Annotated in this window: 15 protein-coding genes and 1 riboswitch; all 15 genes read right to left on the reverse strand. The window is 44.9% G+C overall.

Features of this window, described 5'->3' with window-relative positions:
• Positions 1 to 14 precede the first annotated feature (14 nt).
• Positions 15 to 1046: a sensor histidine kinase gene (locus DWW70_RS10215; protein ID WP_117686260.1), complete on the reverse strand. Its 1032-nt coding sequence runs from the start codon at positions 1044 to 1046 to the stop codon at positions 15 to 17.
• Positions 1043 to 1735, reverse strand: a complete 693-nt coding sequence (locus DWW70_RS10220; protein ID WP_055158531.1) for a response regulator transcription factor — start codon at positions 1733 to 1735, stop codon at positions 1043 to 1045. Before DWW70_RS10220 ends, DWW70_RS10215 begins: the two co-directional genes overlap by 4 nt.
• A gap of 86 nt (positions 1736 to 1821) precedes the next feature.
• Positions 1822 to 4230: an ABC transporter permease gene (locus DWW70_RS10225; RefSeq protein WP_118649807.1), complete on the reverse strand. Its 2409-nt coding sequence runs from the start codon at positions 4228 to 4230 to the stop codon at positions 1822 to 1824.
• A gap of 847 nt (positions 4231 to 5077) precedes the next feature.
• Positions 5078 to 5563, reverse strand: a complete 486-nt coding sequence (locus DWW70_RS10235; protein WP_223385983.1) for an NUDIX hydrolase — start codon at positions 5561 to 5563, stop codon at positions 5078 to 5080.
• Positions 5564 to 5565: 2 nt separating this feature from the next.
• The gene (locus DWW70_RS10240; protein WP_005361145.1) at positions 5566 to 6222 is read right to left on the reverse strand and encodes an HAD family hydrolase; all 657 of its coding nucleotides are present in this window, start codon (positions 6220 to 6222) and stop codon (positions 5566 to 5568) included.
• A complete protein-coding gene (gene thiE / locus DWW70_RS10245; RefSeq protein ID WP_077326105.1) occupies positions 6212 to 6853 on the reverse strand; it encodes a thiamine phosphate synthase in 642 nt (213 codons plus the stop codon). Before thiE ends, DWW70_RS10240 begins: the two co-directional genes overlap by 11 nt.
• An 11-nt stretch (positions 6854 to 6864) precedes the next feature.
• On the reverse strand, positions 6865 to 7668 hold the full coding sequence (thiD, locus tag DWW70_RS10250; RefSeq protein WP_004611583.1) for a bifunctional hydroxymethylpyrimidine kinase/phosphomethylpyrimidine kinase: 804 nt from the start codon (positions 7666 to 7668) through the stop codon (positions 6865 to 6867).
• The gene (locus tag DWW70_RS10255) at positions 7665 to 8339 is read right to left on the reverse strand and encodes a TenA family protein (RefSeq protein ID WP_118535721.1); all 675 of its coding nucleotides are present in this window, start codon (positions 8337 to 8339) and stop codon (positions 7665 to 7667) included. Before DWW70_RS10255 ends, thiD begins: the two co-directional genes overlap by 4 nt.
• Before the next feature lie 223 nt (positions 8340 to 8562).
• A riboswitch (TPP riboswitch) is annotated at positions 8563 to 8662 on the reverse strand.
• 57 nt (positions 8663 to 8719) lie between these two features.
• Positions 8720 to 10129, reverse strand: a complete 1410-nt coding sequence (locus DWW70_RS10260) for a relaxase/mobilization nuclease domain-containing protein (protein WP_118535723.1) — start codon at positions 10127 to 10129, stop codon at positions 8720 to 8722.
• 88 nt (positions 10130 to 10217) lie between these two features.
• Positions 10218 to 10508: a CD1845 family protein gene (locus tag DWW70_RS10265; RefSeq protein ID WP_117567363.1), complete on the reverse strand. Its 291-nt coding sequence runs from the start codon at positions 10506 to 10508 to the stop codon at positions 10218 to 10220.
• Positions 10509 to 10593: 85 nt separating this feature from the next.
• The gene (locus tag DWW70_RS10270; protein WP_117468891.1) at positions 10594 to 10938 is read right to left on the reverse strand and encodes a plasmid mobilization protein; all 345 of its coding nucleotides are present in this window, start codon (positions 10936 to 10938) and stop codon (positions 10594 to 10596) included.
• Positions 10935 to 11633 (reverse strand): hypothetical protein, encoded by a 699-nt coding sequence (locus DWW70_RS10275; protein WP_118427316.1) that lies wholly within the window; start codon positions 11631 to 11633, stop codon positions 10935 to 10937. The genes DWW70_RS10270 and DWW70_RS10275 overlap by 4 nt, the downstream gene beginning before the upstream one ends.
• Complete coding sequence (locus tag DWW70_RS10280) at positions 11633 to 12553, reverse strand: DUF4316 domain-containing protein (protein WP_117504575.1); 921 nt, start codon at positions 12551 to 12553, stop codon at positions 11633 to 11635. Before DWW70_RS10280 ends, DWW70_RS10275 begins: the two co-directional genes overlap by 1 nt.
• Positions 12554 to 12566: 13 nt before the next feature.
• Positions 12567 to 13160: a hypothetical protein gene (locus DWW70_RS10285; protein WP_182438755.1), complete on the reverse strand. Its 594-nt coding sequence runs from the start codon at positions 13158 to 13160 to the stop codon at positions 12567 to 12569.
• A 193-nt stretch (positions 13161 to 13353) separates the two neighbouring features.
• Positions 13354 to 13722 (reverse strand): cysteine-rich VLP protein, encoded by a 369-nt coding sequence (locus DWW70_RS10290; protein WP_117567357.1) that lies wholly within the window; start codon positions 13720 to 13722, stop codon positions 13354 to 13356.
• Position 13723: the final 1 nt, after the last annotated feature.

Here is a 13723-nt window from a genome sequence, read left to right on the forward strand (position 1 = left end):
GTTATAAGTGTGCTTTATTTAGTCGGCAACATAATGGAAAATTCCGAACCCTTGCCCGGCTCCGAAACCACTTTGATATAGCCGCCCTGCCGTGTTACGATCTCGCGGGCCAGATACAGGCCAATGCCCACGCCCTGCTGTTCGTGTACTTCTTCCTCACGATAGAAGCGCCGGAAGATGGCGGCCTGATTGCTTTCGGAAATGCCCTTGCCGGTGTCGGCTACTTTGATTTCCACATACATTTCCCACAGCACCACCGACACAGCGATTTTCCCGCCTGCCGGGGTGTACTTCACCGCATTGTCCAGCAGGTTAAAAAGGGCTTCGGATGTCCACTTGCTGTCATGGAAAACGGTCAAATCCTCCGGGCAGTCCACGGACACGACGATTTCCTTTTTCTCTGCTGCATACACAATTCCACTCATGGCCTGTGCCACGGTATCAAAGAGGCGGCCCGGTTTCTTATCCAACTGGATCACGCCCGTTTCCAGACGGGAGGTTTTCACAAGGGCCTGAAAGAGAAAGTCCAGCTTATCCGTCTGGCTGCGGATTCCCCGGATAAAGTCGGTGCGCTCCGCCTCGGTCATGGGCTTTTCCAGCAGCGTGTCCGTCGCCATTTTCAGATTGCTTACCGGCGTTTTCACCTGATGGGAAATATCCGATACAAGGGTCTGTAACTCCTGCCGTTCCTCGTCCACCCGGCGGCGGTTCTCCTGCATGATCTGGTAGAGCCTTGCCAGACGGTGCCCAATTCTGGCAAGCTGGGTTTCGCTGTCCTCTGGGCGCTGGGGCGCTTCATTCCCGGCGATCATGTGGTCTAAGGTCTGGCACAGGTCAGCGGTAAACTGCGACAGCCGCTTTCCAAACGCCTGCGTCAGTACGAAAATCCCCACAAGGGCGCACAGCAGCAGCGCCCCGCCTGTCAGCAGCACCGCCGTCTGTTTTGTCACAAAAAACAGGACTATGGTAATCCCGGACATGGAAAGGACAAGCCCCATTGCTACCCGGCCAAACAGCCGCTTTACCGAGAGGTTTTGCAACTTCATTTTGCCTCGCCTCCCGTCCATTGATAGCCCATGCCGTAAACAGTTTTGATGTAGGGCGCGCCGCCGTCGGATTCGATCTTACTCCGAATCCGGCTGATGGAGGTTGTCAGGGTGTGTTCGTCCACAAACTTCTCGTCTATATCCCACAGCTTTTCCAAAAGCTGCCCACGGGTCAGCACTTGCCGGGGATTTTTACGGAACAGGTTCAGCATTTTGTACTCCATCGGGGATAGGGTCAGGGGCTTGCCGTTTAAGGAAGCCGTCTGCTCCGAGAAGTCCAGAAACAGCCGCCCATCGTCGTAAATGTCCTTGGCCGGTTTGTGGTGTTCCAGCATGGCGAACATGGCTTTGATTTTTCGCTGCAAGGCCCCGATCACAAAGGGCTTTGTGATGTAGTCCACCGCGCCCACCTCATAGCCCCGTATCTGGTCGCTCTCCTGATCGTTAGCGGTCAGGAAAATCACAATGGTGTCCGGGTGCTGGGGCTTTATCAGTTTGCACAGCTCAAAACCGTTGCCGTCCGGCAGGTTGATGTCCAGCAGCACTAAGTCAAATTCCCGCTGGCGTATGGCTTCGGCTGCGGTTCTGGCGTTTAGGGCAGAAGTCACGCCGTAGCCGTCTGCGGTCAGGTTATAGGCCAACATCTTATTCAAAAAACTGTCGTCCTCGACAATTAAAATCTGCTTCATATCCTCACTTCCTTTGCTTCTTGTAGATAGTATAACAGGCAAATGTCCTTTGTTGCAGAAAACACAATTTTCTGATAAAGGAAAATTTACTCCATTGTTTTAATGCGCTCGATCACAGGATGTCTTTTGCTATATCGTACAGAGAAAACGGAGTAAGCGGCCAGTATGAAGAAAAGCGCTACAAAACATATGCTTATTTCTAAAACTGGAAAATGATAAGTCAATGTCCCGAATGTCCCAACCTGATTGAAAACTTTGCAAAGTACAAATCCTGTTAAAGTTCCAATCGTTAAAGTTAAAATAGTCGTACCAGAAACATAATAGAAACATTCTGTTTGCAGCATTTTGGAGAATTGCTTACTGCTCAATCCCACAGACTGTAAAATACCAAATTCCTGCTGTCTTGATATAATGTTTGTCATTAGCGTGTTGATAAGGCTGATTAGTCCAAAAACAGCAATGAAAAATACCAATCCGTATAACGGCATTTTTATGTTATCCATTTCCTCTTGCAGATAAGTAATAATATCGCTGATACTGAAAACTTCTATACCTCCACGATTTTCCGCCAACTGGAAAATCTTATTCTCAACTTCTGTAAGCTGATCTCTTTCCACATCTACAATGCAGGTTATGTTGAAGTTGGAAACATTTTCTTTCATCATAGGTAAGAGTTCCTGCGGAAAATAGAAAGAAGCTGAATCCCCACCGAGATTAGGAGCTTTCCCAATCCCCATTACAGTAAATTCTTCCCATTGTCCATCCGCTGTTTCCACTTTGACTATATCGCCAATTTGAGGAGTGTAATTATAATAGTCGCTTAACAGCTTGGCGGAATTATCTACAATAACTCCTTTTCCGTTGATAAGTTTCTGGCGGTCTGCGGTTCCCTCAATTAGTCCTTGTGAAAAGGCCTCGTACTGATTTTCGGGGATTCCAATTTGGGTAAAGAAATGGCTGTTACCATCCTTGAAAGGAGTGGGAAATTCCATATTTGAAACACAGCCCTGTATAAATTCAATATTCTTTACGCCATCCATATCTGAAATCGTTTCTTCCAAAACTTCATCCAATGGATTTTTCGTTTGAAGTGCATTGATCCCGGCGGGGCGATCTTCCGCATTTGTGTTGGCGGGATCAAGGGAAAGTACAATGTCGCCATTTGCAAATTGCTGTTTTGCCATGCTTTCTACATCAGTTGAATTAAGGTAGGTGGCGGCACACATCAGTAAAACTCCGGCAAATCCCAAAGACAATACGGTTAGTATAGCTTTTTTCTTGTTCCGGGCAAAGCTCATTCGGGCAAGCGAAGATGGCGTAATTTTTCGATGTTCGATCCGCGTTTTTTCTGTCGCCGGTGTATCAGTCGTATTGATTCGCAGCGCCTCAATAGGCGATACCATAGAGGCTTTCTTTACAGGGGTATGGACAGCAATTTTCAAGGCAATTTCTGTAACAAGGGCAATCACAACGGCACATTCCAGTGTAGTCATCCAATGCCAGCCGTCCGGGACGAAACAATAGCCCAAAACACTTCCCAATACAACACCGATAGGAATTGCAGCACAGGATAACAAAAAACTTTCTTTTCGCACGATACGCTTGATCTGAACCGATGTAGCCCCCAGCACACGCAGTCTGCCATATTCATGTGTTTTCCCGATAACAGAAATGTAGAACAGGCTGTAAATAACCAAAGAACAGGCCAGTACAATTAAACTGCTTGCTCCGATAATCACCAATAGCTCCAGCGTGGATTTTTCTTCTGCCAATCCAAAGTAGGTAGAGCTATACATAACATACTGTTCAGGTACACCGCTTTGTTCCGCAATTTCGTTTATCAGCAGTTTCAAAGTTTCGCTGTCCATATTTTCGGTATTTTTCACGCGAACCAAAAGATCGTAACAGTTTGCTTTTTCATACCGGCTATATAAGCCATCCGATACAATGACTTGATAAATACGGGACGCATTACTGCTTTGAATAATGCCGCAAACATGATATGTCTGATTTTTTCCAAAAGGCATATCCAGTGTAACGGTTTGATCCAGTTGAACCGGCAACCCTAAATGCTCCAAATAGGACTGTTCCACAATGATTTCATTTTCTGCCTCCGGCATTTTTCCCAGCAAGTCAGTAACGCCTTTTAGTTCAAGTGCATTTTGATCTCTGTAATACACATCCAAAGTATAGTCATTGATACGGCTCGTTCCCATTGCAGCCTCTTTGCCGACTGCTTCAATCTGGTTGTTATGTTCCAGTTTTTCAAAGACGGTACTGGTACTGTTAATAAAGCTGCCCTGATAGCGTCCTTGCAGATAAAGCCTATTTTCACGGTCTGTTCCGAGATTATATAGTGCTAATACCATCATCAAACTAACTGCAAAAGCAATCGTTATGATAATAAACGCATTGCGTCTTTTATCCGCTTTCATGCTTCGGTCTGCTAATTTTTTTACAATGGCGCTGGTGTCATTCTCAAAAGGCCATGTCATAGTTGTATCACCTCCATATTTGATAAGGCCATTGTAAACCCCAAATGTCCGCGAAATGTTACAGCGGACAAAAAATTTTATTTTTTTGCATTTCTCTGTTATAGCAGTTCAAAATAATAACTCTATTATAGGCAGTTATCAAAGGTTTATCAATGCGGCAACTGTAAACAGATTCTCTGCCAAAGACTCTTAAAACTACTGGCAAGCAATGCAATCTTACGTAAGATTGCGTATTTAGCAGAAATCCCGTTTCCGGAATTCCTGCTAATGCTTGTTGGTGACATATCCCCAAACCCCTGAGATCATTGCCGGTGGCAATGGCTGCGCGTTCCGTTGGAACGCTGAAAACCAAAAGCAGACAAATCTTATTGACGGGATTTTTCTGTGCTGCGCTGCGGTTGTGGTGGGGAAGAAATCTCTAATAGATATTCCACATTGGCCCGAACATTATGAAGTTCTTTCATATCATTTTTGGCCTGCTTATAGGCAGAATAGGCTTTCCGTTTTTGTTCCAGAAGATCGGTGTATTCCTCTCGGAGAGATTTGACAGAGGGGAGCTTTTTGATTCCCAGTTCGTCAAAATGATTCTTCGCTGTCTGGTGCAGTAAGATTTCCGCCTCATGTGCAACACGGAATTAAAAGGCTGAGCGCCAGCGGAAAAGATACCTCCTGTCTACGCATTTAGGGCGTTAAAAGTCCACGGAAATCAAGGGTTTTTCCGCATGGCAGGCAGGCAGGTGGATAAAGTTATCCTGTTCCCCGCAAAACGGGGTTCTAAATGCGGGAAAAATGACAAAAAAGAAGCGCCAGATGCAGAGGCTTTGATACCTCTGCGCCCGGCGCTTTTTCAGCCTATTAGCTGATCTACATAGGTAATTAGAGGGTGCAGATGTTTCAGGCGAAACATCTCAAATAACTTATCTGGATTTACCCATTGAACATCCACAACTTCTGTTTCCTGTAAACGCATTTCTTCAATCTTTATATCCTTATGAAATAGCCAAACATCGTAAAAATCCTGCACATTTTCCCGTCTGCTCTGATAAATCAATTTTTCACTTCCGGGAGTAAGCAGTATTCCTAATTCTTCTTTTACCTCTCGGATTGCTCCTTGTAAACTGGTTTCCCCGGAAAGTACAGAACCACCCGTACATTCCCAATAAAGAGGGTATTGCTTTTTCGGATGCCGCTGTGATAAAAGATACTGCCCCTGCTGGTTGACGATCCATACACTCACAGATAAATGATACAGCCCTTTGGGTATGATTTCTCCACGGCACACTGTTATTCCAGACTTTTCCCGTTTTGCATTATATAAATCCCATTTTTCCATTTTCATACCTCTTTGTGTGGGATCGGTGCTTGCCGAAAATCAAGTAAGTAAATATCCGCAATCCTTTCTATTTCTGTACGCTGATCTGCGGAATACTTATCATAAATCCCGCCTGCTAACATACGGGCTGCCTTTGCGCTTTTAATTGCTGGAAGCACATCATCAAACACAATACAGTGTTCAGGTGCAACCCCTAATTTTCTTGCGGCCAATTCAAAGACATCCGAATATTCTTTTCCCCGCTGAACCTCATCTGTTGAACATAGAGCGTCAAATAATTCTAAAATAGAATTGTTCTTTAAGCATGGAATATAGAGCTTTTCCGGCAACCCCGTAGCAACTGCAAGTTTTATTCCATGTTCTTTTAAGCGCAGAAGATAATCAAGGGCATGGGGCAGCAGACCGACATGGTTACTGTATTCCTCGACCGCCATATTATTCCATTCCTCAATAATTCCCTCTACCGTTTCCTGCAATCCAAAAAGATCAATGGTATATTGTGCGGCTTCCTCAAAACTCCTTGCACATATTTCAGTTACATAATTTTCCGGGACGGGAAGATTTCTCTTTTTCAAAAACTGAATATCTATATGCTCCCATACATCCATTGAATCCAGAATTGTTCCATCTAAATCAAAGATTGCCGCATTAAAATCCATTTTTCTTTTCCTTTCCGCAAAATAAATCTTTCAGTTCCGCAGCAGCAGCTTTTATATCAGACTGCGCTATGATGGCAGATACAACAGCCAGCCCGTCAATTCCCATGGGCTTGAAACGCCCTGCATTTCCCTTATTGATACCGCCAATAACAACTATCGGCAAAGAAACGGCTGCGCGGATTTTCTGTAATTCTTCCATTGATACAGAATCAGCGTCGGTTTTAGTTCCAGTAGGGAACATTGCGCCAACTCCCAAATAATCCGCACCATCCTGTTGTGCCTGTATTGCTTCTACAATGGAAGAAGCAGATACCCCCAACAGCATATTTTCTCCTATTACTTTGCGGACGGCAGCCGCAGGTAAATCATGCTGTCCAATATGTACTCCCGCAGCCTGCACAGCCATTGCAATATCTATTCTGTCGTTTATGATGAGGGGAATATGGTATTTATCCGTAACCTGTTTCACGGCAACAGCCTGATTGTAAAATTCTAATGAGGACAATTCTTTTTCTCGGAGTTGTATCATTGTGCAGCCTCCTAAAATTGCCTGTTCTACCGCTTCTGTCAGGCTATCGCAGCTCATTAGTTGACGATCAGTAACAAGATAAAGTGTATAATCAAAGTTCATTTTGCACCTGCCTATTCTTTAGATAAACCATGCTGATACAATTCGTAGAAATGGTGCGTCGGGCCACAGCCTTTTCCAATCGCAAGAGAGTGTTCGATTGCCATTGTGACATAAGCCTTTGCAGATTCGACTGCAAGCGGAACACTTTTTCCCTTTGCAAGCTGGGAAGCGATTGCAGAAGAAAAGGTACAGCCTGTCCCATGAGTATTTTTCGTATCAATGCGGGATGTTTCAAAATGGTAGAAATTTTCTCCATCAAATAGGACATCAACAGCATTTCCTATATGATGTCCACCCTTGACAACAATCGCCTTACAACCCATGGCATATATTTTTCTTGCGGCAGCCTCCATATCTGAAACTGTGGAAATCTGCATATCCGCTATTTTCTCTGCCTCTGGAATATTTGGAGTAAGTACATCGGCAAGTGGAATTACTGTGTCTATCAAGGTGGAAACCGCCGTAGGATTCATCAATGGGCAGCCATTTTTGGCATACATAACCGGGTCGATTACAACATTTTGGGGCTTATATTGTAATAGTTTCTTTGCCACCGCTTTCATACATTCTGGTGTAGAAAGCATACCGATTTTTACTGCGTCCACTTCAATATCTTCAAATACGGCGTCAATCTGTTTTTCAATCATATCCGGGGTAATATCTTGGATGTCGATAACACGGCTGGTGTTCTCTGCAACAACAGAAACAATAACACTCATTCCAAATACACCGTGAGCAGAAAAAGTTTTCAAATCAGCCTGAATACCTGCACCTCCGCTGCAATCTGATCCGGCAATGGACAATACTTTTTTCATTTTGCATTTTCCTCCATTCTCTCGTTCCGATAGGCCATCTTCCAAAAAGCAAGCTCTAACAAACTTGCTTTTTCAAAAATATCAGCCAGATACTTTTTATTTGCTACTGATAACCCGGCACATTTATGCTCTGCAAAAGCAGACCATTCTTTGCAGCTTTCTGCATATTGTTCATCCGCATGATCTTTGATAAAGTCCCAATATCTTGACTGTCTGCTTGTAGGAACAGCCGCCAATTTGCGGAATATATAGCTGTAACTTAGCATACAGGGAAGAACCGCCATTAAAATTTCTTCATTCTTTCCATGTGACGCAATCTCAAACATGAAATCAATGTAATTTTGATTTTCAGGCAGAGGAGCGATCAGTTCAATATCATTATCCGTCATGCAAAATTGCTTTAGATAATCCAGACGCACTTCTGATTCCGTATCATTTACAAAATTCAGCATGGAATAGTAAAGCTGAATTTCTCTTAATGTATCAGCATGAAAAATTGCCTTGCCGTATATACGGGCATAGTTTTTCAGATAGATACTATCCTGAATCATATATCTCTTGAACTTTTCAAGAGGTAGCTTTCCAGTTTGCACTTCCTGCACAAATGGGGTAGCTGCACATTCTTCCCAAATGGGGATGTTGCGGGTTAAAATGTCTTTCATAAATGCCATGTTTGTTCCTCCTAAAATAAAAAAATAGAGCCTCTAAAACAATTAGAAGCTCTTTCAGACGCAATACGAGCGTAAGAAATTGCTTCCCTACGCCGGTATTAGCCGACAGGTCCAGAGGTCAGGTCTTACCTTTTTCAACTTGTTCAGTTCCCTCGCAAACACATATCATATCTTATTCAATTAAAAAGGACATTCCCAAAACAGAGAATGTCCAAAAAATACGAATCTGTATTCTTTAGCTCCCTGCGTTGGTATTAGCCAACAGGTTCAAACGGTCAGGTTTTAACCTTCTCAACTACAAGGTAGTCCCCCTGCTTGAGTATTATTATAGTTAAGAAGTCCAGGAAAGTCAAGGTCTATAGAATTCAAGTTAGCAAACCTTATTGACGGGATTTTTCTGTGCTGCGCTGCGGTTGTGGTGGGGAAGAAATCTCTAATAGGTATTCCACATTGGCCCGAACATTATGAAGTTCTTTCATATCATTTTTGGCCTGCTTATAGGCAGAATAGGCTTTCCGTTTTTGTTCCAGAAGATCGGTGTATTCCTCCCGGAGAGATTTGACAGAGGGGAGCTTTTTGATTCCCAGCTCGTCAAAATGATTCTTTGCCGCCTGGTGCAGCAGAATTTCAGCTTCATGTTCTGTTCGGAATTTTTTGCTGTACCCGGCTTTGCGATATTCTACATAGACAGCCCGCGTTTTCGCATAGTTTACGATCTGTTTTTGCAGCTCGGCATTGGCGTTCATTTTTGACTCCAGATCTTTGATCTGAACGGATAAGGTATTGAAATTAGTGGTAGTGGCGTTGGCTTTTTCCAGAAGATCCTCATAACCCATATCGCCATGTTCTTTTAAGTAGAGCACTGCCTGAGAAAGCTGCTTTAGGTTGAACACTTTTGCCCAGCGCTCATAACCAGGGCCCTTGCCGGAACGGATTGCAACTTCAATATCAACCAGCAATCCAACTTTGGAAACCGTTTTTTTAGAAAAGGCATGGCGGGGTTTTACTGTCCGTGTACCGGCAATCCGTTCTTTGATGGCTTGTTCTGTATAATCGCCTTTGAGCGTATCGCATCGGGTATAATTTTCTTGTCCCGGAACTCGGAACCGAAGATGTTTTCTTTCACGGTTGACTTCCAGCCCAGCAGTTTCCAGCTTCTGTAGAAGTTCCTCAAAATCTTTTGGCTTTTCCTCTAATGCAGCATCAATAGCAATGCGTATCTGCTCCTGAAAGGAAGGCTGCTTTTTATTTCCCAGCCATGTGCCATAATGCTCCCGGCTGGGTTTCGGATTTTCTACAATCGAAAGTCCATGCTCCAAACACAGCTTGTCATTCATTCGCCGGATTGCCCAGGTAGAACCCCAGAAGTTGCGAAATTTTTTCTGACAGTCCAGTGTAGTAGAGTTGATAATGATGTGATTATGGACATGGTGCTTATCCACATGGGTGCAGACAACAAAGGCATGGTTTCCTTTTGTGAGCTTCAGTGCCAGCTCCCTGCCGATCTGATTAGCTTCTTCTGGCGTAACTTCGCCGGGCTTAAATGCCTGACGGAGATGGTAGGCGATCACATCATCTGCACCCTGATTTCTGCCGGTCAGATTTGCATACTGTCGTTTGGACAGAAGAAACTCTGCATCAGCAAGCCGGGTATCACACTCATAGCCATAAATGAATTTTCCCAAATCGGTTTTCTGCGGATTTTCTACATAATCAATAATATCTGCAATCGCAGTAGAAATATCCCGGCCTTTTCCTATGTGCAGCGGCATCAGTCTTGTGGTCGCCATTTTCGTCACCTCCTTAACTTAATTTCAATCAGAGAAGTTATAATTGCAGAAAAAGAGCGGGGCTGCCTATGCGCCCCGCCAAATCTGCTTAACCAAATATAAAATCCTTTAAGGCACTGTTTGTCCCACCAATGATCCCTACCAGCCATGCAGCCGCCAGAGGCAGACCGTATGGACTGATAAGAAAGGCGATCATAAGCCAGGCAAGACCCGGCAAAAATCCTGCGACAAAGAACAGCACCAATGCTGCCAAAAAGATGATCCCGGAAAGAATCCCAAGTACCGCACCGGAAAGGACCACCAAAAATTTACATACCAGATAAAGAATTCCCGTAACCAGCATAAAAGGAAGTGCCAGTAATTTACCTATCAAACGCATACGCTTTGCCTCCTTTCAGAAGGGTATCTGCCCTTATAAAAATTTTACCGTGACGGCAAAAAGAAAGCAACGGCTTTCCGGATGTTTATGAAATGTTTGCAAATCCCCGGATCAGTTTGTCCATGCCATCCCAAAGGCTGTCCAGACGGGTGCGGATGTCCTCTATATCTGCGGCATAAATATTGCCGGTCTCATTGGCCCGTCTGGTATATTGGTTTAAGTTATTGGAACAAATGCGGAGAAGCCGGATCATTTCTTGAATGTCTCCCATATCAAGGTGAATGATGTAACCGTCTACGGCCATCTTTCGCAGATATGCCGACAGATTGGTAATGCCAAGTTCCGCCATGCGTTCTTTTACCAGTTCGGCCTCCGCTTCGGACATGACAAATTCGACGCGGACAGATTTTTTGTTATGCCTGCCCTTCATCGTTCCAACCCTCTTTTATGAGATGAGACCTCCTGTGTTGAAACCACCGTCTTTGCTCTTTTGAGTTTTTCCCGCAAGGTGGTCTTTTCCAGCTTATCAAGATATTCCTCCAGATTTCCGGCTGTCGCATGATAGCTGCGTTTGAAGCGTTCCCGTTTTAGGATCATCATCAACTCCGGCTCATTTTCTGGCAGATACGTCATTGTTTTAGGTGCTCCATGCTCTGGCATAAGCCGGTTCATAAGCTGTCTCCGTTCCTGATAGGGAATCGTGATAATATTTCCATCCTCAAATGCAACGGCTACATTTCCGATTGGACAGGTCAGTTTTTTCATCCGTTCCACATGTTCTCTGTAATTTAGCGGATAGAGATCGCCAAATATTTTTCCGTCCCTGACTTCTTTCAAAGAGATAGCATAAGCCAAAACGGGATCATTTGTATGTTCCTGGTAAAACCGCCACACTTTGTTTTCATGGCTGCCCTCCAGATAAACTTCCCGTTCACGCAGGGTATAGGTTCCGCAGGGGCGTGACATCCAAAGAAGCTGTTTATCCTCTGAACGGTCTGACACAGCCAGTTTTGAGATCAGTTCTTTATCCAGGTCAAAGTCCTCTTTATAATGTTGGGTATGAAGATCTACGATACGGGAAAGAGCACCCAGAAGATCTACATCCTCAAATCTTACCCCAGCCATCAGCGTTCCCTTTCCGGCACCGGAGGGATCATCTGCCTTGCTTCATGCTCCGGTTTATCTGCTTTCAGACGGTCCATCAAGGACGGCTTTGCTTCCGGCACCAGCTCCCGGATTTCTTCATCCGTCTGTCCATCTGTCAGATCCGGACGCACAAGAGGTTCGTTGTTCAGCCTGCCATCCAGCATATTGTAGTTGCCGGTTTGTCCTTCCTCATAAAGTTCCGCATTGCGAAGATAACTTTCTGGCGCTTGAAATGGCTGTCCGGCAAACAGGATTTCTCTTTGTGTGGTAAACTGTGCAAGGACGCCATTTTGCAGTCTCGCAAATTCTTCATACTGGCGCAGGGTAAGCCCTCGTTCCAGCATTTCCGTCTGGGTATGCGCCCAGCCTTCTCCATAAAGAAAATAATACATGTCGGGCTGATCACAGACAAAGCACAGGGAACCATCCTGATTGTCATAGTAAGATGGCTGCATATCCTGACAATGGCAGCGTTCCTCACGCCCCAAATACACACGGTTGTCCGCACCCAGCATAGCGACCATGCCTGCGTAATTACTATGAACCGCAGAGCGGATTTCTACCAGCGGATCTGTTTGAGAAGGAATCTGTCTGCCCGGAATCTCATTTTGTTTTTCCGATGCATCATTTCTTGGTGTCACTTCTTCATGGCTGCGTGCATCCAGCTCCGGTTGAGATGTTCCTTTCCGAACAGCACCGGGTTCCGGTTCTTTTTCTTTCACATAGTATCGGACATTTGCTGTCGTATGCTCGTTGGCTTCCTTTGCATAGTTTTCAGCATCGGCTTTGCTATCAAATTCCAACGGTTTTCCATTTTCCTTGCACCAGCTTTGTGCCGGTCCGAAAATAGAAGTGCTGCTTCGTACCGCCCATACACCATAGGTCAGTTTCTTTTCCATTCCGCATCCCTCCTTATCGTTCCTGCTGTTTGGAAGTTTGCTGCTTTTTTACCGGGTCTGCCGGTTTTGTTGCTTTTAGCTGCTGACGGAGAGAATTCTTATGCTCCGGTTCGGAATCTGTGATGTTGACATATTCGCCAATGATACAGAGCGCTTCTCCATAACTGCCGGAAGCAAATACCCGATCAGACATTTCTTTTGCCTGTTCTTTCAGACCATGCTCCCGCAAAGTACGGGAAGCAATACCCAGCAGATTAAAAATGTTCCCATCTGCTCCGATCAGTGGACAATCCGGTTTATCTGCCAACGCTTCCGGTGTTTCTATAAATCCGCCTAAATAATTCGGCACAAAGTCCGACAGCCATGTGCCGCCATAGACTTCATGGGTCTGTAAACGCCACAGGGCAAGTTTTCCTATATCCAGTTTCACATCATCAAACGGGTAAAGCAAACAGGTCAGTTCTCCGTGCTGAAAAGCAAACACATTCTCAAACTGACTGCCATCTTTCAATATGCCTGCCTGTGTCAGCATTTCATTGATTCCGTCTACCCATTCTGTCAGATCCCCGCCACAGCCCTGTAAAATCAGTCCTTCCTTATCCGGCATGCGGCGAAGATCCTCCGCAGTAATCGTGTTGATATTCAAAAAAATCGCCTCCTATCGTTTTTGTTAAAATATATGTTTTGTCCGCAACTTAACCTCATTTCAAAGCACTGGAGTATTCTTATACAGCGCCCTTGAAAACAGGTGCAAAAAGCCCTTGAAAATCAAGGACTTTTGGGGCTAAGTTGCGTACATATCATAGTTGGTTTTGCCGCTTCCGGCGTTTGCGTTCCCGCTCGGATTTCCGTCTTGCATAGATCCGGCAGGCATCAGAACAATATGCCTGGCTGGTTATAGGAAGATACACTTTTCCACACACAGGGCATATTTTCTGTCTCATGGAGGTGTCCTCGCCGGTAATGGCTGATTCCAGTGCTGCATCCACCGGCAGCACCGCTTTTTCAAAGTACCTGCAATAAGCACCGGTCCACCATTTATTCAGCATATAGCAAGGACTGTCCAAAGGAAGGCAGATCTTATCCTGAGAGTCATAGTTGGCGCAAAGCTCCGTAACCAGCTTTCGGATCGCAGCCCGCTCCGAGCGGTTCAATTCTCTCTCTGCCATA

Source organism: Coprococcus sp. AF16-5, from assembly GCF_003479365.1.
Taxonomy (GTDB): domain Bacteria; phylum Bacillota; class Clostridia; order Lachnospirales; family Lachnospiraceae; genus Coprococcus; species Coprococcus aceti.